The organism is Herbaspirillum sp. YR522, assembly GCF_000282575.1.
Taxonomy (GTDB): Bacteria; Pseudomonadota; Gammaproteobacteria; order Burkholderiales; family Burkholderiaceae_D; genus Herbaspirillum.
The window spans coordinates 1-23,660 of the sequence record NZ_AKJA01000136.1; the positions used below are offsets into that span (position 1 = coordinate 1).

Consider the following 23,660-nt stretch of genomic DNA (forward strand, 5'->3'; position numbering starts at 1 on the left):
CGCGCCCCCCAGCCGCGTCACATGCTGCTGCTGGCACTGCATCACATCGTCGCCGACGGCTGGTCGATCGGGCTGTTGGTCAGGGACTTCTCGGCGCTCTACCGCGACTTCTGCGCCGGTGTCACGCCCACGCTGCCAGCGCCGGGCCTGCAGTACATCGACTATGCCGCCTGGCAGCAGCACGGCCGGCAGGACGCGCGCGCGGCCGACGAGCAATTCTGGCGCCAGGCACTGGACGGCGTATCGGGCCTGCCGGCGTTGCCCACCGATATGGCGCGCCAGGCGCCGTGGTCCGGCACCGGCGCGCGCCTTTCGCTGCAACTTGGCGCGCCGCTCACCGGGCGACTCGAAGGCCTGGCCCAGCGCAGCGACAGCACGCTGTTCATGCTGCTGCTGACGAGCTTCCAGTTGCTGGTGCATCGCCTGAGCGGCCAGGACGACCTGCTGATCGGCACCGACGTAGCCGGGCGCGAACACCAGGCGCTGGAAGACATGGTCGGCTTCTTCGTCAACGTGCTGCCGCTGCGCTCACGGGCCATCGCCGAGGCATCGTTTGCCGACTTGCTCGAGGCCACCCGCGCCTCGGTGCTGGATGCCTTCGCCCACCAGGCCTTGCCGTTCGAACGGATTGCCGAGCTGGCCGGCGTCAAGCGCGACCGCCGTTGGAACCCCCTGGTGCAACTGCTGTTCGTGCTGCAGAACATGCCGACCCACCCGTTCGACCTGCCGCAATTGCAGGTACGACGCCTGCCGGCCCGGCACGCCCATGCCAAGTTCGACATCGCCCTGTTCGTCACGCCCGAGCAGGGCACGCTGCAGGTCGAGTGGGTCTATGCGTCGTCGCTGTTCGGCGCGGCCACCATGCAGCATATCGCCCAGGCCTGGAGCCGGCTGCTGGAGCAGGTGGTGGCGCATCCCGACTGGCCGTTATCGCGTTTTGACATCGATTCCCTGAAAGAACCCCTTGCCATGCCATCTACCGCCGCCGTTCCCACCGCGCCCGCCGTCGTGCCGGGCAAGCTCGACAAGCTCAGCAAGCTCAAGGGCCTGTCGGGCAGCGTACCCAAGACCCCCGTGCCACCGGTGCGCATGACGCCATTGCGGCCGGGTTCGGAGTTTCCCCTGTTGATCGAGGCCACCAGCACCGATATCGACACCGCCGCCTGGGCGCGCGAGAACCAGCCGCTGATCGCCGAGTTGTTGCAGCGCCATGGTGGCGTGCTGTTTCGCCGCTTCGGCCTGGACACGCCGCAGGACTTCGAGCGCTTCGCCGAGGCCATCGAGCCCGAGCTGTATGGCAACTACGGCGACCTGCCCAAGAAGGAGGGCGGCAAGAAGACCTATCGCTCTACGCCATATCCCGAGCAGCAGATGATCCTGTACCACAACGAAAGTGCGCACATCGAGCGCTGGCCACGCAAGCAGTGGTTCTTCTGCGAGTTGCCCTCGCCGGTGGGCGGTGCCACGCCGATCGTCGACTGCCGCGAAATGCTGCAACGGCTGCCCGCGGCGCTGCGGCGCGAGTTCGAGCAAAAGCAGTTGCGCTACGTGCGCACCTTTACCCCGCGCCTCGATGTCAGCTGGCAGTCGTTCTTCCAGACCGATGACCGCGCCGTGGTCGAGGCCCGGCTGGACGCGGCCGGCACCGGCTATCGCTGGCTCGACGACGACACCCTGCAGACCAGTACCAGGTGCCCGGCGGTGATCGTGCATCCGGTGACCGGCGCCGAGGTGTTCTTCAACCAGGTGCAGCTGCATCACCCGTATTGCCTGGAACCGGAGGTGCGCCGCGACCTGCTGTCGATGGTCGGGCCCGATCGCCTGCCGCGCAATGTGCTGTTTGGCGACGGCAGTGTCATCAGCGACGCCACCATGGAGTTGATCGGCCAGCTCTACGAGCAGTGCGCGGTGCGCTTCGACTGGCAGCAGGGTGACGTGGTGATGCTGGACAACATGCTGGCGGCCCATGCGCGAGACCCGTACCAGGGACCGCGCAAGATCGTCGTCGCCATGGGCGCCATGGTGGAGCGGGCCGACGTGTCGGTGCCGGCGACGGCATTCTCGGATACCTCGACGGGAGCGGCATCATGATCCAATCCACCCCCCTGGCCGCCGAGGCCAGTTTCGCGCTCAGTTCCGAGCAACGCCAGTGCGCGCTGGCCGGCGGGCCGGTGCTGTGGCTGGATATCCGGGGCGAACTGGACGCGCCGCGCCTGCAACAGGCCTGGCGCACCGTGGTCGGGCGCCACGGCGTGCTGCGCCACGCCTTCGGCGCGGTCAGCGGCTACCGCGGCCTGCGCCAGCAGCAGCTGCCCGAGCCGATGGCGCAGGCGCTGCAGTTGCCGTTGCACGATTGGCGCGACCAGGGCGCGGCCCGGCATGCGGCGTGGCAGCAGTGGCAGGCGCAATCGCCCGCCCAGGTACAGGCCTGCCTGGGGCGCGTGGGCGACCGGCAATGGCAGCTGTGGCTGGCCGCACCGGCGTTGGTCGCCGATGCCCGCAGCCTGCTGCAACTGGTGGCCGACCTGCGCGATGTCTACCTGGGCCATGCGCTGCCGGCCGCCTTCGACTATGCAGACTACATGCAATGGCGGCAGTCGCTGGACGAAGACGACGAGGCCAGCGCCGGGCAGGCGTATTGGGCCAACCAGGCCGAGCAGGCGCGGCAGGCGCCTGCTGCAAGGCTGAGCTACCGGCGTGAGGTCGCCACCGCAGGCGCGCCGCGCGGGGTGCAGGCTAGCGTGCTGGCCGCACCGCTGGCCGCTGGCCTGCATGCCTGGTGCAGCCGCACGCAATGGGCCCCGGCCACCGTATTGCATGCGGCCTGGCTGACGCTGCTGGCCAGGCTGGGCCAGCAGGACCAGATGCGCAGCGCATGGCAGCACGATTGCCGCGACGACTACGAGCCGATGGCACAGGCGGTCGGCCCGTATGGCAAGACCTTCCCGCTGGCGCTGGCGCTGCAGCCGGATTTCGAGCAGACGGTGCGCGAACTGGCGGTGCTGGAAGAACGCCATATCGGCGCCCAGGAATACATGAACGATGAAGTCGCGGCGGCCTGCACGGCCGAAGTGGCCTTTGCAGCCAACACCCTGGCGCGCCACCATGCCGACCCGGCGCTGCAGTGGCAGGCAGGGCCGCAGGTGGCGGCCGATTCGCGCTTCGAGCTGGTGCTGCGGGTCGACCTGGCTGGGCTGGCGCTGCAGCTCGACTATGACGCAGGGCGCTATGACGACCTCGCCATGGCGGGCCTGCTGCGGCAGTACCAGGCCTGGCTGGAGCAGGTGCTGCAGCACGGGGCAGCACCGTTGGCCACGCTGTACTGGGATGACCAGGCGCTGTGGCCGCAGCGTCTGCCGGTGCACGCGGTGCAAGTCGATATCGGCGGCACCGACCTGCTGTCACGGCTGGCCGCGCATGCGCAGGCCCGGCCGCGGGCCAATGCCTTGTCCAGCGCCCATGATCGCCTGGACTACGGCACGCTGATGGCACGCGTGAACCAGTTGGCGCACTGGATGCAGGAGCAGGGGATCGGGCCACAGGCGCGGGTCGCGCTGGCCCTGCGCCGCTCGCCCGACATGGTGGTGGCGCTGCTGGCCACCTGGCGCGCCGGTGCGGCCTACGTACCGATCGACGCCGATTGGCCCGCCGCGCGGCGCGAGCGCGTGCTGGCCGATGCCCAGCCCCGGCTGGTGCTGCACGACCAGGCGCAATGGCCATCGGAAGCGCAATCGGCAGGGCAGGCACGGCAGGTCGCACTGGCCTCCCTGGGCCCGATCCTGCACCACTATCCGACCCATGCGCCGGCCGGTGAGATCGCCCTGGACGACGCCGCCTATGTGCTCTATACGTCGGGCTCGACCGGCGTGCCCAAGGGGGTGGTGATCGAACACGGGCAACTGCTCAACTACGTGGTGGCGGCCGACCACGGCATGCGGCTGGCAGCGTGCCGTTGCTGGGGGCTGACCAGCACGGTGGCCGCCGACCTGGGCAATACGGCGTTGTTCAGTGCGCTGTTGCATGGCGCCGAGCTGGCCATCGCCGACGACGCCGACATGCAGGACGGCGTGCATTTTGCGGCCTTCATCCAGCGTCACGGCGTGGACGCCCTCAAGATCGTGCCATCGCACCTGGAAGCGTTGCTCGACGTGGACGAACTGGCGTTGCCGGCCACCATCGTGCTGGGTGGCGAGGCGGCGGCACCGGCGCTGATCCGCCGCATCCGGCAGCGGCGCCCGGAGGGTCGCGTATTCAACCACTATGGCCCCACCGAGACCACCGTCGGAGTGATGTGGCATGCCATCGACGCCGACTGCCCCGATGCGGTGGCCGTGCCGCTGACCCAGGTCATGGCCAACTGCCGCGTGGCGATCCTCGACGCCGCCTTGCAGGCCACGCCGGTAGGGGGCATCGGCCAGCTGTATATCGGTGGCGCCCAGCGTTGCCGGGGCTATCTCAACCAGGCCGCCGACGTGGCTTCGCCGTTCGTCGCCGACCCGGCCGCGCCGGGATGCCACTGGTACCGCAGCGGTGACCTGGCCTGCTACCTGCCGCATGGCGGCCTGCGCATTCTTGGGCGCGCCGACGACCAGGTCAAGATCCGGGGCTTTCGCATCGAGCCGGCCGAGGTCGAGGCGGCCCTGCTGCAACAGCCGGGCGTGCGCCAGGCAACGGTGCTGGCGCAGGGCGAGCCGGCCAGCCTGACGGCGTGGGTCGTCACCAGCGGCGCGGCCACCCCGGACCTGCGCGCGGCCTTGCTGGCCGTGCTGCCCGAGCCGATGGTGCCGCAGCGCTGCCTGGTGGTGCCGGCGCTGCCGCGCCTGGCCAATGGCAAGGTAGACCGGCGCGCGCTGCTGCAATCGCTGGCCAGTGCCGGGCCGGCGGGCGCGGCCGAGGTGCCGGCCGACGACCTCGAATTCGTGGTGCTCGACGCCATGGCGCAACTGCTGCCGGCCAGCACCCAGCCGTTGCAGCGCGACACCGATTTCATCGCCGCCGGCGGTCATTCGCTGCTGGCCATCAAGCTGGTGGCGCGGCTGCGCAAGCTGTTCAGTATCGAGATCGCGCCGGCGCTGGTGTTCGACCACGCCAGCCCGGCCGCCCTGGCGGCGGCCTTGCGCTCGCAGGCCCCGGCACCGGCGCAACTGGACCAACTGGCGTCGCTGCGACGCGCCTTGCTCGAGATGCCTGCCGCCGAACGCGACGCCTTGCTGGAAAAAGCCTGAACCGATCCTCGCCCCTCCCCAAACAAAAGCACCCATGAACGAAAAAAATCATCAACTGCTGGCCCTGTTGCAACGTGACCAACAAGAACAGGGCGGGGCAGGCGGCGAGTTGTCCGGCCACGCCATGGCCGGCCCGGCGCCGTTGTCGTTTTCGCAGCAGCAGCTGTGGGCCCTGCAGCAGCTGGAACCTGGCCAGACCGCCTACAACCTGACGCGCGCGTTCCGGCTGCGCGGCCCGCTGGTGCACGCGGCGCTGCAAGCGGCCTTCGACGCGCTGGTGGCGCGCCATGCCAGCCTGCGCACCCGCTTCGTGGAACAGGACGGCATCGCCTCCCAGGTGGTCGAGCCGGTGGCGCCCATGGCGCTGGAGGTGATCGATTGCCGTCACCACGCCGCCGCCGGCCATGCACAACTGATCGCCGCGCAGATCGATGCGGCGGCAGCGCACGTATTCGACCTGACCCAGGCGCGGCTGCTGTTGGTGCGCCTGCTGCAGCTGGGCGATGACGACCACCTGCTGGTCATCGGCATGCATCACATCGTCTCCGATGCCTGGTCCAACCCGATCGTGGCGCATGACCTGGCCCGTGCCTACCGCCAGGCGTTGCAGGGACAGGCGCCGGTGCTGCCGGCCTTGCCGGTGCAGTATGCCGACTATGCGCGCTGGCAACGCGAGCGCTTGCAAGGCCCGTGGCTGCAGCAGGAACTGGATTACTGGCAGGAAAAGCTGGGCGCCCAGGTGTCGCCGTTGAACCTGCCGCTGGACCGGCCTCGTCCCGGCACCGCCAGTTTTGCCGGCGCGGCCCATGCCTTCGTGCTCGACCAGGCGCTGGCCAACGGGCTGCGGCAGTTCTGCCGTGACGAGCGCTGCACGCCCTTCGTGGTCCTGCTGGCCGGCTGGCAGGCGTTGCTGCGTCACTATTGCGGCCAGGACGATTTCACGCTCGGCATTCCCCAGGCCGGGCGCCAGCGGCCCGAATTGCAGGAGATGGTCGGCTTTTTCGTCACCACCCAGGTGATGCGCGCGCGGCTCCAGCCACGCATGAGCATGCGCGAGCTATGCCGCCAGGTGCGGGGCGATACGCTCGATGCCCTGTCGCACACCGAGTTGCCGTTCGAACTGCTGCTGGAACGCTATCCCGCCGAGCGCGGGCTGGCGCGCCATCCGCTGTTCCAGACCATGTTCGGCCTGCAGGTCATCGACGGCGCCGCCACGCTGGAGCTCGACGGTATCAGCGCCACCACCCTCGACATCGCCACCCGTAGCGCCAAGTTCGACGTGGCGCTGGACGTCAAGATCATCAACGGCCGGGTCACCGCCCGCCTGGAGTACAGCACCGACCTGTTCGAGGCCGCCACCATGGCGCGCATCGCACGCCATTACCAGGCGCTGCTGCGGCAGATGGTCGCCGATCCGCAGCAAGCCATCGGCGAACTGCAACTGCTGGCGCCGGACGAACGCGAGGCCTTGCTGCAGTCGAGCGAGAACCGCCAGGGGCATGGCACCGGTGACGTACTGGCGCTGATCGAAGCGCAGGTCGCCCGGTCCGGGTCGCGGCCGGCGCTGCGGGTGCCGCACACCGGCCAGGCGCTTGGCTATGCCCAGCTCAACGACCAGGCCAACGCGCTGGCGCACTGGCTGATGGCCCAGGGCGTGGGTTGCGACGACCGGGTGGGCGTGTGCATGGAACGCTCGCAAGACATGGTGGTGGCGCTGCTGGCGATCATGAAGGCCGGCGCGGCCTATGTGCCGATGGACCCCGACCACCCGCCACAGCGCCTGCAGTACTTCATCGACGACAGTCGCACCCGCCTGTTGCTCACCCATGCGCCGGTGTGGGCGCAGTTGCAGGGGCTGGCACCGGGTTGCGCGCCGGTCGATGTCGGCACCCTGGACCTGTCCGCCCAGCCGCGCCACAACCCCGGCCTGGCGCTGCATCCCGAGCAACTGGCCTATGTGATCTATACCTCGGGCTCGACCGGCCAGCCCAAGGGGGCGGCCAACCGCCATGCCAGCCTGTGGAACCGGCTGGCATGGATGCAGCAGGCCTACCAGCTGGAGAGCAGCGACCGGGTGCTGCAGAAGACCCCGTTCGGCTTCGACGTCTCGGTGTGGGAATTCTTCTGGCCGCTGATGACCGGCGCCGAGCTGGTGATGGCCGCGCCCGGCGAACACCGCGATCCGGCACGCTTGGCCGCGCTGATCGACAGCGCCGGCATCACCACGCTGCACTTCGTGCCATCGATGCTGCAAGCCTTCGTCAATGACGGCGACGGCGTACGTTGCCCCAGCCTGCGCCGCGTGATCTGCAGCGGCGAGGCCTTGCCGATGGAACTGCAGCAGCAGGCGCAGCGCCAGTTGCCGCACGCCCGACTGATCAACCTGTATGGGCCGACCGAGGCGGCCATCGACGTCACCCACTGGACTTGCGTGGTGGGCGATACCGGCAGCAGCGTGCCGATCGGGCGCCCCATCAGTGCCACCCAGGCGTTCGTGCTGGACGACGCGCTGCAACTGGTGCCGCCGGGCGTGGCCGGCGAGCTGTACCTGGGCGGCATCAACCTGGGTCGGGGCTACCTGGGCAAGCCGGGGCTGACGGCGGAGCGCTTCGTGGCCAGCCCGTTCGCCGACGACGGGCAGCGGCTGTACCGCACCGGCGACCTGGTGCGCTGGCGCGAGGATGGCCAGATCATGTACCTGGGACGGCTGGACCACCAGGTCAAGATCCGTGGCCTGCGCATCGAGCTGGGCGAGATCGAGGCGGCGCTGCTGGCCCAGCCGGGCGTGCGCGAAGCGGTCGTGGTGGCCGCCGACGGCCAGCTGCTGGTGGCCTACGTAGCGGGCGAGGGCATCGATGAAAGGGCGGTACGCGCAGCACTGGCCCAGCGCCTGCCGCAATACATGGTGCCGGCGGTGATGGTGCAGTTGCCCCGGCTACCCTTGAGCACCAACGGCAAGATCGACCGCAAGGCCTTGCCGGCGGTGGAGCGCGGCAGCGAAGCGGCGTATGCCGAACCGGTGGGCGAGATCGAGCAGCGGTTGGCGGCGATCTGGCAGGAGGTGCTGGGCATCGAGCGCGTCGGGCGCCAGGACAACTTCTTCGCCCTGGGCGGCGACTCGATCCTCAGCCTGCAGATCATTGCCCGCCTGCGGCGGGCCGGCTGGAAGGTCACGCCCAGGCAGGTGTTCGACCGGCAGACGGTGGCCCATCTGGCTGCGGTGGCCGTGGCGATCGACCTGCCGGCCGGCAGCGGCGCCGACGCGCCGCGTGCGGCCGGGCCCGACCTGTCGCTGCTGGCACAACCGCTGACGGCACAGCAGCAAGCGCTGCTGCCGGTCGGCATGGACCAGCTGGAGGCGGTCTATCCACTGTCGCCGATGCAGACCGGCATGCTGTTTCACAGCGTCTATGAAGCCGGCAGCGCGGCCTATGTGAACCAGTTGCGCATCGATATCGATGGCGCGCTCGACCCGGAGCGGTTTGGTGCCGCCTGGCAGGCGATGCAGCAGCGCCATGGCGTGCTGCGCACCGGTTTCCTGGCCGACAGCACACCGCCGCTGCAATGGGTCGCGCCAGCTGCGGCATTGCCGCTGCGGCAACTGGACGTACGCGCCGTCGATGACTGCGCCACCACGCTGGACGGCATCGCCGAAGCCGAACTGGCACTTGGCTTCGACCTGCGCCGGCCGCCGCTGCAACGCCTGGTGCTGGTGCGCTCGGGCCAGCGCCGGCACCATTTCATCTGGACCATCCACCACCTGCTGCTCGATGGCTGGAGCACGTCGCAGTTGCTGGGCGAGGTGGTGCGGCACTATCACGGCGTGGATACCGCGGCGCCAGCCGGAAGCTATCGTCACTATATCGGTTGGCTACAGCAGCAGGATGCCGAACAGCCGCGCCGGTTCTGGCAGCAAGCGCTGGCGCCGCTGACGGCCCCGACCTATCTGCAGCAGGCGTTTATCGCACCGGCCGCCGGCGAGACCGGCTTCGGCGAGTACAAGGTGGTGTTGCCGGTGCCGCAGGCCGAGGCCCTGAACCGGTTCGCGCGCGAGCACAGGGTTACCCTCAACACGCTGTTCCAGGCGGCCTGGGGCCTGTTGTTGCAACGTTATACCGGCCACGGCGCTGTGTGCTTCGGCGCCACCGTCGCCGGCCGCCCGGACGAGCTGGAAGGGGCGCAGCAACTGCTGGGCCTGTTCATCAATACCCTGCCGGTGATCGTGCCGGCTAGCCACGACCAACCGGTGGCGACCTGGCTGCAGGCGCTGCAACAGCACAACCTGGCCGCACGCGCGGTGCAGCATACGCCGCTGTACGACATCCAGCGCTGGCATGCGCACCTGGGTCAAAGCCTGTTCGACAGCATCCTGGTGTTCGAGAACTATCCGATCGATTCGGCACTGCGTAGCGGTAGCGCCGCCGACATCAGCTTCAGGCGCACCCACAGCCGCGAACAGACCAATTATCCGATGACCGTCGGCGTAGCGCCGGGCGACGGCGTGGGCGCCGGCCTGCATATCGGTTGGCGCTACGACCGCAGCCGCTTTGGCGACGCGGCCGTGGTACAGATCGCACGGCACCTGCAGTACTGCCTGGAGCAGATCGTCCAGTCCGGCACCCGCCCGGTCGGCGCGCTGGCCATGCTCGACCCCGAGCAGCAGGCGGCATTGCTGGCGCTGGGCCGGGTCGAGGACAGCCAATTCGTGCCGGAACCGATTCATGTCCTGTTCGCGCGCCAGGCGCAGCGCAACCCGGCCGCCGAGGCGGTGGTGATGGGCGAGCGCAGCCTGAGCTATGGCGAAGTCGAGGCGCGTGCCAACCGCCTGGCCAGCCAGCTGCGCCGACAAGGCTTCGACGGCGCGGCCGGCGAGCAGCGCATCGGCGTGGCATTGCCGCGCTCGCCCGAGATGATCGTGGTCTTGCTGGCTATCCTCAAGGCCGGCGCGGGCTATGTCCCGATCGACCTCGAGACGCCGTCGGATCGCCTGGCCGGCATGCTGGACGACGCCGGCGTGACGCTGATGATCAGCCAGCGCGAACCACTGGCCCGATGGCCGGCGCTGGCAGCCAGGCCTGCGTTGCGCCTGCTGGCCATCGACGAGCTCGACCTGGCGCACGGCCAGGCGCAGGCCAGCGCGGTCGACGTCGTCCCCGAACAGCTGGCGTATGTGATCTACACCTCCGGCTCGACCGGCCGCGCCAAGGGCGTGGAGGTGGCACATGGACCGCTGTCGATGCACATCCAAGCGACCGCGGCCTTGTACGAGATGGGGCCGCAGTCGCGCGAGCTGCATTTCCTGTCGTTCGCCTTCGACGGCGCCCATGAGCGCTGGATGACGGTGTTGAGCGTGGGCGGCACGCTGGTGCTGCGGGACTCCGAGCTATGGACCCCCGAGCAGACGGCCGCCGCCTTGCACCGGCATCGCATCACGCATGCCGGCTTCCCGCCGGTGTACCTCAAGCAGTTGGCCGATTGGGTCGAGCGCAGCGGCAACCCGCCGCCGGTCTTCCTGTATTCGTTCGGAGGCGAAGCGATGCCGCGGGACACCTTCGAGCAGGTGCGGCGGGCATTGCGCCCGCAACGGCTGATCAACGGCTATGGGCCGACCGAAACGGTGGTCACGCCGCTGGTCTGGAAGGTCGATGCCGGCCAGGCCTGCGATGTGCCCTACGCGCCCATCGGCCGACCGGTGGGGCAACGCACGGCGATGATCCTGGACGACCGGCTGCAACTGCTGCCGCACGGCGTGGCCGGCGAGCTGTATATCGGTGGCAGCGGCCTGGCACGCGGCTACCTGGATCGCCCCGGCCTGACCGCTGGCGCCTTCGTGGCCGATCCCTTCGGCGCGCCCGGCGCACGCATGTATCGCACCGGCGACCTGGCGCGCTGGCGTGACGATGGACAGATCGCCTACCTCGGGCGTATCGATCACCAGGTCAAGATCAAGGGGTTCCGCATCGAACTGGGCGAAGTCGAAGCGGCGCTGCTGGCACAGCCGGGCGTGCGCCAGGCGGTCGCGGTGGTACGTCCGGTAGCGGGCGTGGATCGGCTGCTGGCCTACGTCGCCGCGCACCACGACAGCGCGCCCGATCCGGTCGCGCTGCAGCGGGCCCTGGCGGCCAGCCTGCCGGGCTATATGGTGCCGGGCAAGATCGGCCTGTTGCCGGCGCTGCCCTTGAATGCCAACGGCAAGATCGACCGCAAGGCGCTGCCCGACGAGACCCGCTTCGAACACGAAGGCACCAGCCTCGGCGAGCCACCCGAAGGGCCGCTCGAAGCCTTGATCGCCCACAGCTGGCAAGCGGTATTGGGCGTGCCCGCGGTGGGCCGCCATGACAACTTCTTCGAACTGGGCGGCGACTCCATCCTGAGCCTGCAGATCATCGCCCGGCTGCGCCAGGATGGCTGGAAACTGACGCCCAAGCAGATCTTCGAGCAGCAGACCGTGGCCGCATTGGCGCAGGTGGCCGAAGCGGTCGAGGCGCTGCCCGACCGGGCGCCGCTCGAGGGCGACGACGCCAGCAGCGGCCCGGTGCCGCTGCTGCCGATCCAGGCGCAGTTCCTGGCCACCGACATCGCCCGGCGCCAGCATTGGAACCAGGCCATCATGCTGCGCAGCGCCGCGCCGATCGACCGACAGGCGATGCAGCAAGCGGTGGCAGCCATCGTCGATCATCACGACGCGCTGCGCATGCACTATGTGCAACAGGGCGACGGCACCTGGGTGCAATCGTACGGTGCGCGCGCGGCGGGCGAGGCGGCATCGTCGTGCTGGCACGCACAGGTCGATTCTGCCGCGCAGATGGCGCAATTCTGCGCCCGGGCGCAACGCAGCCTAGACCTGCAACACGGGCCCTTGCTGCGCGCCGCCACCATGGCGCTGGCCGACGGCAGCTGGCGCCTGCTGCTGGTGGTGCACCACCTGGTGGTCGATGGCGTGTCGTGGCGGGTGCTGCTGGAAGACTTGCAGGGCGCCTATGCCCAGTGCCTGGCCGGGCGGCCGATCGCCTTGCCGCCCAAGACCGCGTCCTACCGTGAATGGGGCCAGGCCCTGCAGGCGTTTGCCGCCACCGCTACCGACGAATTGCCGTTCTGGCGTACGCTGGCCGAGGTACCGGCGAAGCTGCCGTGCGACCACCCGCAGGCGCCGTTGCTGGCGGCCGACCAGGCGCGCCTGGCCTGCCGGCTCGACGCCGCCACGACCCAGGCCCTGCTCAAGCAGGCGCCGGCGGCCTACCGCACCCAGATCAACGACCTGCTGCTGGCTGCGCTGGGTCGGGCCCTGGGCCAGTGGAGCGGGCAGGCGCACATGCTGATCACGCTGGAAGGCCATGGTCGCGAGCAGCTGGACGAGGCCGGCGACGGCCTGGATGTGTCGCGCACGGTCGGCTGGTTCACCAGCATGCTGCCGGTGGCGTTGCCCACGGCAGGCGACTGGCGCACCCAGATCGGCGCGGTCAAGGAGACCCTGCGCGCCATTCCGCGCAAGGGCATCGGCTTCGGCCTGCTGCGTCACTGGGGTTCGGACGCGCAGCGCGAGGTGCTGGCAAACATCCCGACGCCGTCGCTGGCGTTCAATTACCTGGGGCAGTTCGACGGCAACTTCCGCGATGGCGGCCCTTGGCAGCCGGCACCGGAGTCGCCCGGGGCATCGCGCGATGATGCCGCGCCGATGGCGTGCGACCTGTCGATCAACGGCCAGGTGGTCGGTGGCGAACTGCGCATGGAAGTGACCTATAGCCGCCGGCGCTTCGATGCCGCCACCATCGACGGCTTCGTACAGCGGCTGCAGGCCGCGCTGCAGGACATGGTGGACCATTGCTGCGCCGGCAACAGCGGCGTGACGCCATCGGACTTCCCGCTGGCGCAGCTGACCCAGCCGCAACTGGATCGCTTGCAGCACGAACTGGGTTGTGCGGCGGCGCAGATCGAGGACATCTACCCGACCACGCCGATGCAGCAGCGCATGCTGCGCCACCTGTCCGAGCAGCCATGGAGCGCGGCCAATGTGGTGCAGCTCGATACCACCAGCAAGACCATCGACGTGGCGCGCTTCTGCGATGCCTGGCGCAGCGTGCTGCAGCGTCATCCGATCCTGCGCACCGGCTTTGCCTGGCTCGATTCGCTGCGGTCGGTGCAGGTGGTCATGCGCGAGGCCAGCCTGCCGGTGACGGTACTGGACTGGCGCGGCCGGGCCGATGCCAACGTGCGCGACGAATGGCAGGCGCTGTGCCGCCATGAGCACCAGCGCGGCTTCGACGCCCGACACGCGCCGCTGATGCGGTTCGTGATCGTCCAGCGCGACGATGGCTATCAACTGCTCTGGACCTGGCACCATATCCTGCTCGATGGCTGGAGCATGTCGCAGTTGCTGGGCGAGGTGTTTTCGCTGGTCGAAGGCCAGCCCTTGGCGCGCCAGGCGCTGGACTTCCGCCATTACATGGCATGGCTGGCGCAGCAGTCCAGTGTCGACGACCAGGCGTTCTGGCGCGCCCGCTTCGCCCAATGCGGGCCCGGCGGGCCGGCCGGCCTGCTGTGCCGGAGCGCGGCCGTGCACGACATGGCGGCCGAATTGACGCCATCGCCCGGTAGCGGCGCTGCGTCGGCCTATGCCACCGAGTACCTGCAACTCGATCTGGAGCACACGCGCCTGCTGCAAGGCTTTGGCGCAAGCTGCAAGGTGACCTTGAACACGCTGGTCCAGGCGGCCTGGAGCGTGGTGCTGCACGACATGACGGGCGCGGCCGATGTGGTCTTCGGCGTCACCGTCTCCGGGCGCAGCGTCGACTTTCCCGGCGTGGAACGGATCATGGGCATGTGCATCAATGTGCTGCCGCTGATCCAGCACCTGGATGGCGGGCAGGACGTGGCGTCCTGGCTGGCGCAGTTGCAGTCGCACAACCTGGCCCTGCGCCAGCGCGAGCATGTGGCGCTGGACGAGATCGAGCGCTGGTCGGCCAGGCCGGGCCAGGCCCTGTTCGATACGCTGGTCATCTTCGAGAATTTCCCGGTCGACGAGTCGCTCAAGAAGGGCGTCGGGCGCTCGCTGGCATTCGAGACCATCCGCAGCCGTGGCGCCACCGAGCATCCACTGACGTTGGTGGTGTTGCCGGGCGCTAGCTTGCGCTTCCAGTTCGAGTACGACGGCGCACGCTTGCCGCAGGCACTGGTGCAGCAGTTGGCACAGCGCCTGGCCGACGGTTTGGGCCGGCTGCCCACGCAGGACACGCTGCAAGGCTTGCTGCGGGGCGGCGGTGGGCTGATGCCGTCGGCGTTGCCGGCCATCCCGCCCGCGCCGGTGCTGGTGCACCATCCGGCGAGTCGGCCGCCGGACCCGCAAGGGCCGGTGCTGGTGTGCTTTCCGGCGCGCATGTCCAACCCGCAGGAATACGCTGGCCTGGCCACTGCCCTGGGGCAGGCGCACCCGGTCTGGCAATTGGTATGTCCACCGCATGAACGATGGCGCTGGGCCAGCATGGACGTGCCGGCAATGGCGGCCCGCTATGCCGCGGCCATCGGCGGCCAATTCGCCGGCAGGACTTGCCGGTTCATCGGTTGGTCGGTGGGTGGCTTGCTGGCCATCGAGACGGCACGCCAGCTGCAGGCACAGGCGGCGCTTACGGTGGAGTGGATCGGGCTGGTCGATAGTTCTGATTTTTCGCTCCTGCGGGCCCAACTGGAGCAGATGCCGTTGCCGCCTGCCTCGGCGCTGGCCCCGCACGAGCAGACGCTGCATCAATGGCTGCAACGCTCGTCCATGGCCGGACTCTGGCATGCGCTGCTGGCGCAGATGACGCCGCGCCAACGTGCCTATTTCCTGCTCGACATCGTGGCCCGCCTGGGCCAGCGGCTGCCCACCGATGCGCCTGGCCAGCCGGGTGCGGAGGCGGCATTGTGGGAACGCATCCGTTGCCTGCGGCTGGGGCTGGACGCGCAGGTAACCCTATCGACCCCGATCCACGTGTGGCAGGCAGGGCAGCGCGAGACGGGCCAGGCGCCGACCGACTGGACCCGTCATACCCCACGCCTGGCGTCGCTGACCGTAGTGGAGGGGGCCGATCATCTGTCTATCCTGGAATCGGCTGGGTGGTATCGGGGGGTACGGGACTTGCTGGGTTGACGTGGGGCAGGGCGCTCCCGGCGGCTGGGTGCTGCTGGGAGGCTTTTTCACCGGGATTCGCTATTCGGCTTGTTGAGCCTTTTTGGGCCGTCTGCTCTTGCTGCATGCCGATGTACTGGCTTTATGCTTATCATTCTCCGGTCGAAAGGGCCCGCCGGGAGTCCGCCCGGCAGCCGACCTTCTTTCTTGAACGCCGAGAAAGAGGGGCAAAGAATGCCCCAGGGGCTGGTCCGAATGGGGAAAGCGGGCGCCTCGCCTTCGGCATCGGGCTGAGTAAGCGCGTAGCGCTGTATCGAAGCCTGTCCTGAGCCTGTCGAAGGGCCTGTCCTGAGCTTGTCGAAGGACCTGTCCTGAGCCCAGGCTGGCCGCTGGCCAGACGACCTCAAGCCGCCTCGTCTTTCGCTTGCCGCCCACCCGCGCGATACTTGGCTGGCACCCGTGCGCGGCGCTTTTTCCACCAGACCACGATTCCGGTGACCGATAACAACGTGATGACCAGGCCCATGCAGGTGATGAAGATGCGCCACGGCAGGCCGAAGACATGGCCCATGTGCAGCGCGCCGATCCAGTTGCTGAAGCTGTTGCCGCCCAGGTCGCCGGTCGGTAGCCAGTGGCCGCGCAACTGGCCGCTGCGGGCGTCGATCAGGATGCCGGTGTTGCCGACGTTGCTGCGCAGGTCGGCCGAGCTGTGCACCATGTAACCGTACAGGCCACGCCGGCGATCGAAGCTCAGGCGCTCTTCGAAGTCGATGCGCAACCCGCGCTCGGCGGCAAAGGCTTGCATCGCGCGGCGTGCGGCGGCGTGGGCCTGGGGCCAGCTCATGGGTGGGGCGGCCAGCGGTTCGCGCAGCGGCGGCTGGGCACGCCAGCTGTTGTCGAACGGGAGGATGCGGGTCATCACCGGTTGGTAGATCTGGTCACGCAGGTTGAACATCACGCTGGACCAGGCAAACAGCAACAGCATCAGCCAGCACCACAGGCCGAAGGCGCGATGCAGGTCGAGGTTGACGCGGTACGCGCCGGCCTGCCATTTCACCATCCAGGCCGGCTTCCACTTGTTCCAGAAAGGCCGGCCGCGCGGCCAGGTCAGGTAGGCGCCGACGAAGCAGTCGAGCGTCCATAGCACCGAGACGATGCCCATCAGCAAGGCACCCGGTACCCGCGGCAAGGCCATCGAGTGGTGCACGTTGAACACGAAGGGCATGAAGTCTTCCGGCCGCAGGCTGATCTTCTCGCGGTCGCGCACACCCTGTACGACCCCGCTGTAGGGATTGACCAGGATCTCGTTGTAACCCAGCTTGAACGGGCGCCCGGTGGCGGCATCGATGGCCGGGTCGGCCATGAACGATAGCGTGCGACCGGGCTGCGGGTGCAGCATCAGCTGGCTGATGCGTACCTTCGGTCCCAGTGCCTGCTCGACCCGCTGGCGCAGCGTATAGGGATCGAGCATGGCGTCGGCGGCCTGGCCGGGCGCTGGCTGGGCCAGGTGCAGGTGCGGCGCCAGCCAGACCTCGATCTCGTCCTCGAAGGCCAGCAGGGTGCCGGTCAGGCTGGCCACGATCAGGAAAAACGCGATCGCCAGACCGGTCCAGCGATGCAGCAGGACGAAGGTCTGGCGGGTCGGGTGCCACGGTTTCCAGGCGCGCGGCGGGCGCGCCCCGGGGTTGGCTACCATCGCGTGGTCAGCGTCACCAGGCCGGTACGGCGGTTGCCGTATTCACAGAACTCCGAGCAATACGCGTAGACACGGTCGGTCACGTTGTTGAGCTTCAATGCCAGCTCGACATTGCGCCAGTCGTCGGAAATGCGCCCCAGGTCGAAACGGGCCCCGACGTCCAGCAAGGTCACGCTGGGTGTCTCGAAGGTGTTGAGCGCATTGCCATACGAGCGGCCGATGTAGCGTACCCCGGTCGATACGCGGGTGCCGGCCAGGGCGCCCTGGCCGAATGCATACTCGGCCAGCACGCCGGCGTTGTGCTTGGCCGCGCCCGGCAGCGCCTTGCCTTGCGTACTGGTCGCCGCGGTGCTGGTGGCAGAGGTGTTGCTGGTGACCTTGGCGTTGGTGTAGCTGTAGCTGGAGGTCAGGTTCAGGCCGGAGGCCAGCGAGAACTTGCCTTCCAGTTCCACCCCCTTGGAACGCGCCGCGCCGGTCTGCTGGACGAAGCCGGCCCGGGCCAGGTCGGCGGTGGTGACGTTCTGGCGCCGCAGGTCGAACACCGCCAGGGTGAACAGGGCATTGGTGCCCACCGGAGCGTACTTGACGCCGGCCTCGTATTGCTTGGCGCGTTCCGGCGTGGCCATGCCGCCGCCGAAGATATTGCCGGTGGTCGGCGTGAACGATTCCGAATAGCTGGCGTAGGGCGAGAAGCCGCCGTTCATCTCGTGTACCAGGCCCAGGTTGCGGCTGTTGGCCGTATCGCTGCGCTTGGAGAAGGTATTGGCCGCGTAGTTGGTCACCTTCTGCTGCGACGAATCGCGTCGTATGCCGGCCGATACGGTCCAGCGCTCACCGAGCTTGACCTGGTCCTGCAGGTAGAAGCCCAACTGGTCGTCGACCGTCTTGGTGTTGTAGTTGTCGGCCACCGCGGGCAAGGTGGCGTAGCTGGTGGTGTAGATGTTCGACAGCACATAGCCGGCCAGCGTGTTGGGGCTGAGGTAGCCGCTGACGGTGCCGGCGGTGTGGTGATAGTCGACCCCGAAGAGCAGCTTGTGCTTGAGCGGGTCGGTGCCGAAGTCGGCCTGGAACTGGTTGTCGGTGGTGAAGGTGTCCGACAGGGTGTGCAGGCGCCAGCGCTGCAACGCGGCCGTCGCCGATTGCGTGGCCGGGAAGAAGGCGGCGAAGCGCAGGTTGTTGCGCGATGCGTTGTACTTGGTATAGCGCAGGTTCTGGCGGAAGCTCAGCACGTCGTTGAACTGGTGCGAGAACGCCGAACTGATTGCCGAATTCTCGTAGATCTCGTTGTTGTCGCCAGCCCGTCCCAGCGAGGTGCCGGTCCCCAGGCGTCCGTTGGGATTGGCCGTCACGGTGCCATTGGGCGGCAGCAGGTTATTGGCCAGCCCTTCGCTGCGCTGGTACTCCAGGCGGCCGGTCCATTCGGTGCGGTCCGAAGGCCGCCAGGTGATCGACGGCGCGAAGAAGCTGCGATTGTCGACCGTGTCCTTGACCTGGCTCTGGGCGTCGCGCACCAGTCCGGTGACGCGATAGGACCAGACGCCTGCGTCATCGATGGCACCGCCGAAATCACCGGCGATCTGCTTGCGACTGAAGCCACCCACCTGGACCTGGATTTCATGGATCGGGGTCGTGGTAGGGCGCTTGGACACCACGTTGATCAGGCCGCCGGGCGAGTTCTGCCCGAACAGCACCGAAGCCGGGCCGTGCAGCAGTTCGATGCGTTCCAGGCCATACGGCTCGGGGGCGTAGCGGCTATAGCTGGCATTGGACGAGGTGAGCATGCCGTCGCGATAGAACGAACCGCCATTATTGAGTTGGAAGCCGCGCAGCAGGGCGCCCGTATCGACGATCGAGAAGGCTCCGGTCGACACCTGCACGCCGCTGGTATAGGCCAGCGCCTCGGACACGGTACGGGCTTGCTGGGTGGCGATCTGGTCCGCCGTCACCACCGAGATCGAATACGGGGTCTCGGTGATCGGGGTATCGGTCTTGGTGGCCGTGGCGCTGCGCTTGGCCACGAAACCGTGCACCGGGCCGTTGGCCTTTTCCTCGCCGTTGGCGGTGACGGTCACTTCCGGCAGGTCCTGGCCGGCAGCGCTGGTCTGCGCATGGCTGCTGGCCGAGATCGACATGCCCAGCAGCGCGCACTGGAGCGAACTGACCAGTATGCGTTGCCGCGAAGGGAAGGGGACATTGATCGCTGTTTTTCTCGTCATGATGGTGAATCGGATTGATGTTGTCGTTGATTAACTCCGGAAGGCAGCCTGGCGCTGCATCTCCCCCGCTTGGTGCTGATGTAACGCTGAAAATGCCTGGGTTGGCGCCATGCTCCTGGCCAGCGCGTCCCTGATCTCGTTGGTCCGGATGGCGGTGATCGACAGCAGGGTGTCGCTCAGGCCGTGCGATGCCTCGCAACTGCCCTGCAGGAAGATCGCCGGCCTGAACTGGGGCGTGCTGACCAGGCGGTAGTGCCGGTCGACCCGCATGTCGGGCAGGTAGGGCTTGAGTTCCTTGAGCAGTTCGTGATGCTGTTGCCGCTGGTAGCCGGTGGCCAGGATCACCGCGTCGTAGCTCAGGGTCTTGACCTGTCCGGTCTCGAGGTCGTTGAGCCACAGGTGCACGCCGGCCTCGTCTGCGCGCGCCTCCAGCGTGTCGTGCCGGCGCAGGAAGCGGTGCCGCTCCACGCCACTGACCTTCTGCCGGTACAGCACCTCGAACATGCGCTCGATCAGGGCCATGTCGGGCGCGGCATAGTTGGTCTGCATGAATTCGTCGAGCAGGGCGGCGCGGCTGCCTTCGGCGGTATTGAAGACGTAGTCGGTGTAATCGGGGTTGAAGATCTCGTTGACGAAGGGGCTGTCGTCGGACGGCTTGATGGTGCGCGCGCGGGTGATGAGGTCGACCGCGATGTCGGCGTGGCCATCCAGCTCCAGGAAGATCTCGGTGGCGCTCTGGCCGGCGCCGATGATGGCGATGCGGCGCGGCGCCTGCTGCCGGGCAAATGCGCTGCGGAACCGGCTGGAGTGAAACACCCGCGGCTCGCCCCGCAGGTGCTGCATGCAATCGGGAATGTTGGCCACGCCGCCTATGCCCAGCACCAGGTTGCGGGTGAGCCGCTCGTGCAGTTGCTGGTTGCTGTCGCGCGAAAGCACGCGCAACAGCGACACTTCGCTGCCACGTTTCTCGGGCAGCACCTCGATCACCTCTTCGCCATAGCGGCACTGGGCATCGAAATGGCTGGCGGCCCAGGCCAGGTAGTCGTTGAATTCGAGCCGGCTGGGATAGAAGGTCTTGAGGTTGATGAAATCGGACAGGCGACGCTTCTGGTGCAGGTAGTTGATGAAGGTATAGGGGCTGGCGGGATTGCGCAGGGTCGCCAGGTCCTTCAGGAACGAGATCTGCATGTGCGTGCCATCGAGCATCATGTCGCCATGCCAGGCAAAGCCGGGCTGTTTTTCGAGGAACAACGCGTCCGGCGGCTGGCTGCGGCCGGGTTGTTCCTGCAGCGCAATGGCCAGCGCCAGGTTGGACGGGCCGAAGCCGACGCCGATGAGGTCATGGATCGTCAAGACGGTCTCCTTTCGGGGGGAGAAGAGGAAAACGGATTGGAGTAAGCGCCCAGGTCGGTCTGGGGCTGCCACAGGCCCTGGCCAAAATAGCGTTCACGGGAAAGCATCACGAGCATGGCCCGCTTGTGCGGGAAATCGAATTCCTTGAGCTTGGCGTAGCCGCTCTTGTCGAGGTTGCGGATCTGCTTTTCATGGTCGGCGCGCGGCTCTCCCACCACCACCTGGGTGCGGCAGTCGTCCAGGAAGAGGTAGTGCGAGATGGTGGTCAGCCAGGCCACCGCGAACTGCTTGCCGCGAAACGCCTCTTCGCCCACCAGCACGTGCCAGCCGCGATCGAAGTCGCCGCAGTCGTAGAACGGCGCGATGCGATTCTCCTTGGCCCAGTACACCTCGAAATAGGCGAAGGGCCGGTCGTCGAAGCTGGCGATGAGCGAGGTCATGTGCGGGTCGGCCGCAATCGTCTCGAGATAGCCGCGATGCTTGGCCAGGTCGCCAGCCTCGTCCCAGAAGTGGGCGACCACCGGATCGTTCATCCAGCGGTTGAACAGGGGCAGGTCCTGTTCCAGGTGCAAGCTGCGCAGTGTCAGGCGCTGGCCCAGCCAGGGAATATGACGGGTGTAGACCAGGCCCTCCGGCTTGGGCGCGCGCAGCGGGTGGCGCCGCCCGTGGCTCATCACCTGTTGCACCGGGAAGGCCGGCACGTTGGCTTGCGGCAACCAACCGCTGGCGTGTTGCCAGACCAGCTCGGCGAGCGCCACGAACTGCCCGCCGCGCGGCACCAGCAGGCCGCAGCGCGCCATGGCCGATGCCACCGGCGGCGCCAGCTCGACCACGATGGCAGGCGCCTCGGGGTGGTACATCAACATGCTTTGCAGCACCGCCAGCAGGTCCTCGTAGCAGACGTGGTCGCCGCTGCGCGGGGCGATGCTCCAGTACTGGTCGCCGGCGCCGGGGCCGCCGCGCCGCCAATGCCAGCGCGAGCGCTCCTGCCCATGGCCATCGCTGATGGAAACCTGCTCTGCATGACAGCTTGCAAACAGCGGCACGCCGCCTACGCACAGTGCAATGGCGTTGCCAACGGGTAATGGGCGATTCAAGAGGACTCCGCAAATACATGAAAGATGGTTGACGACCGGCCTGGCCGGTCAGCCGGCAGCGATTGCCCGGCCTGTCGGGCTCATTCTCTGTAGACGAATGAGAAGTATTTTTATTTAACTGGAGTCGCCCCGATCGGCCGCAAAGGCAGCTACGACAAGGGCGCGGCGTACACCGTCCGGATGCCGGGGATGCGAAGAGGGCTAAATGGCGGCGCCGCTGGTTCGTCTGTAAAGAGAACTCCACACTCGCTTGATCGGGCCACTGCATGCTTAACTATCTGATAAGACAATCCTGGCGCCTGCTGTTGCTGGCGGCCACCGCCAGCGTCACGCGCGGCATCTGCGCCGTGCTGACGGTGATCCAGATCAATGCCGCCTTGAGCGCCGATGCGGCCACCCGCGCCCAGGCGGCGTGGTGGTTCGGCGGCACCGTCTTGCTGCTCATGGCCAGCCATATGCTGTCCAATATCTCGTTCGAGCGCCTGAACCAGCGGGCCCAGGCCGACATGCGACGCTATATCTCGGCCAAGGTGATCGGCGCCGACTACCGGCACATCGAAAAGACCGGCCCGGCCCGGATCCAGTCGGCCCTCACCGAGCACAGCGCCAAGGTGGCCGAGTTCTTCGTCGGCATGCCGGCCATCCTGACCAATTCGGTGGTGGTGATCGGCTGCCTGGTCTATATGGTGCTGCTGTCGTGGCAGGTGTTCCTGGTGGCCATCGCGGTGCTGGCGCTGGGGTCGCTGGGCTACCACCTGGCCCACCTGAAGGCGATTCGCTACCTGGAGCGGGCCGCCCGCGAGCAGGACGTGATGTTCGGCCACTTCCAGGCCATGACCGGCGGCGCCAAGGAACTGCGCCTGCATGCCAGGAAGCGCCAGCTGTTCGAGCGCGACCTGTTGCATGTGGCCATCGAGAACGTGCGCCGCCTGCGCACCACCGGCATGTCGATCTTCACCGCCTCGGCGGGCTGGGGCAACTTCCTGATCTTCGCCTTCATCGGCCTGGTGCTGTTCTTCCTGGTCGGCGATGCGCCCGCGCAGCGTCCGGTGATGAGCGGCTTTGCATTGGTCTTCGTCTATATCGTCACGCCGCTGGAGGTGTTGCTGATGAATATCCCGCGCGCCAACCTGGCGCGCGTGGCCGCGGCACGCATCGATGCCGTGACCCGGGACATGGCCAGCAGCGAGCCGCCGGCGCCCCCCGGGCAGCGCAGCCGGTTGGACAGCCTGGCGCTGCAAGGGGTGACGCACCGCTATTACCATGAACGCAGCGATGGCCTGTTCCTGCTGGGTCCGGTCCAGCTCGACTTCAAGCCGGGTGAGATCATCTTCCTGGTGGGTGGCAACGGCAGCGGCAAGACCACGCTGGCCAAATTGCTGGTCGGACTGTATGTACCCCAGGAGGGCGCGATCGTGTGGAACGGCCAGCCGGTGACCGATGCATCGCGCGATGCCTACCGGCAATTGTTCTCGACCGTGTTCTCGGACTTCCACCTGTTCGATCGATTGCTGGAAAACGACCGTCCGGACCTGGACCAGCAGGCCAACCGGTTGCTGGAGCGCCTGCAACTGCAGCATGTGGTGCAGGTCAGGCAAGGGGCGTTCACCACCCGCGCGTTATCGCAGGGACAGCGCAAGCGGCTGGCGCTGGTGGTGGCGGCGCTGGAGGACCGTCCCTTCATGGTGTTCGACGAATGGGCGGCCGACCAGGACCCGTTGTTCAAGGACGTGTTCTACCGGTCGATCCTGCCCGAACTGAAGGCACAGGGAAAGACGGTGCTGGTGATCTCGCACGACGATCGCTATTTCGACCTGGCCGATGTGCTGCTGTCGCTGGAAAATGGCCAGTTGTCGACGCGCCGTCCGGTGTTGCCGGCGCAGGATCACCAGCGCCATGGCGGCGTCACCGATGAGGTCGAGCTGACCGCGCCGATTGCGCATTGAGCGCACGGCACGCCGCTGGCGGCCA

Annotated in this window: 8 protein-coding genes; 4 read left to right on the top strand and 4 right to left on the bottom strand. The window is 67.8% G+C overall.

Features of this window, described 5'->3' with window-relative positions; all coding sequences use genetic code 11:
- The 3 genes from PMI40_RS19530 to PMI40_RS19540 form a co-directional block, all read left to right on the top strand.
- On the top strand, positions 1-2,091 hold a 2,091-nt coding region (locus PMI40_RS19530; protein WP_008118940.1), incomplete at its 5' end, for a condensation domain-containing protein.
- Complete coding sequence (locus tag PMI40_RS19535) at positions 2,088-5,225, top strand: amino acid adenylation domain-containing protein (RefSeq protein WP_008118943.1); 3,138 nt, start codon at positions 2,088-2,090, stop codon at positions 5,223-5,225. The genes PMI40_RS19530 and PMI40_RS19535, both read left to right, overlap by 4 nt.
- Positions 5,226-5,259: 34 nt before the next feature.
- Positions 5,260-15,348, top strand: a complete 10,089-nt coding sequence (locus PMI40_RS19540; protein ID WP_008118945.1) for a non-ribosomal peptide synthetase — start codon at positions 5,260-5,262, stop codon at positions 15,346-15,348.
- Between the two features lie 382 nt (positions 15,349-15,730).
- Here PMI40_RS19540 and PMI40_RS19545 read toward each other — a convergent pair whose 3' ends face one another.
- The 4 genes from PMI40_RS19545 to PMI40_RS19560 are packed head-to-tail and all read right to left on the bottom strand — an operon-like array spanning position 15,731 to position 21,689.
- Positions 15,731-17,023: a PepSY domain-containing protein gene (locus PMI40_RS19545; protein ID WP_008118947.1), complete on the bottom strand. Its 1,293-nt coding sequence runs from the start codon at positions 17,021-17,023 to the stop codon at positions 15,731-15,733.
- Positions 17,017-19,239, bottom strand: a complete 2,223-nt coding sequence (locus PMI40_RS19550; protein ID WP_008118949.1) for a TonB-dependent siderophore receptor — start codon at positions 19,237-19,239, stop codon at positions 17,017-17,019. The genes PMI40_RS19545 and PMI40_RS19550 overlap by 7 nt, the downstream gene beginning before the upstream one ends.
- 30 nt (positions 19,240-19,269) lie before the next feature.
- A complete protein-coding gene (locus tag PMI40_RS19555; RefSeq protein WP_008118951.1) occupies positions 19,270-20,592 on the bottom strand; it encodes a lysine N(6)-hydroxylase/L-ornithine N(5)-oxygenase family protein in 1,323 nt (440 codons plus the stop codon).
- Entirely contained in the window at positions 20,589-21,689 is a 1,101-nt protein-coding gene (locus tag PMI40_RS19560; RefSeq protein ID WP_008118953.1) for a GNAT family N-acetyltransferase, read from the bottom strand. Before PMI40_RS19560 ends, PMI40_RS19555 begins: the two co-directional genes overlap by 4 nt.
- 266 nt (positions 21,690-21,955) lie before the next feature.
- On the opposite strand from PMI40_RS19560, the gene PMI40_RS19565 reads away from it, so the two are divergent.
- The gene (locus PMI40_RS19565) at positions 21,956-23,635 is read left to right on the top strand and encodes a cyclic peptide export ABC transporter (protein ID WP_008118955.1); all 1,680 of its coding nucleotides are present in this window, start codon (positions 21,956-21,958) and stop codon (positions 23,633-23,635) included.
- The last annotated feature ends 25 nt before the right edge of the window (positions 23,636-23,660 follow it).

Coding starts and splice junctions, on each gene's coding strand:
- PMI40_RS19535 (WP_008118943.1), top strand. CDS start 2,088: ATGATCCAATCCACCCCCCTGGCCGCCGAGGCCAGTTTCGCGCTCAGT.
- PMI40_RS19540 (WP_008118945.1), top strand. CDS start 5,260: ATGAACGAAAAAAATCATCAACTGCTGGCCCTGTTGCAACGTGACCAA.
- PMI40_RS19545 (WP_008118947.1), bottom strand. CDS start 17,023: ATGGTAGCCAACCCCGGGGCGCGCCCGCCGCGCGCCTGGAAACCGTGG.
- PMI40_RS19550 (WP_008118949.1), bottom strand. CDS start 19,239: ATGACGAGAAAAACAGCGATCAATGTCCCCTTCCCTTCGCGGCAACGC.
- PMI40_RS19565 (WP_008118955.1), top strand. CDS start 21,956: ATGCTTAACTATCTGATAAGACAATCCTGGCGCCTGCTGTTGCTGGCG.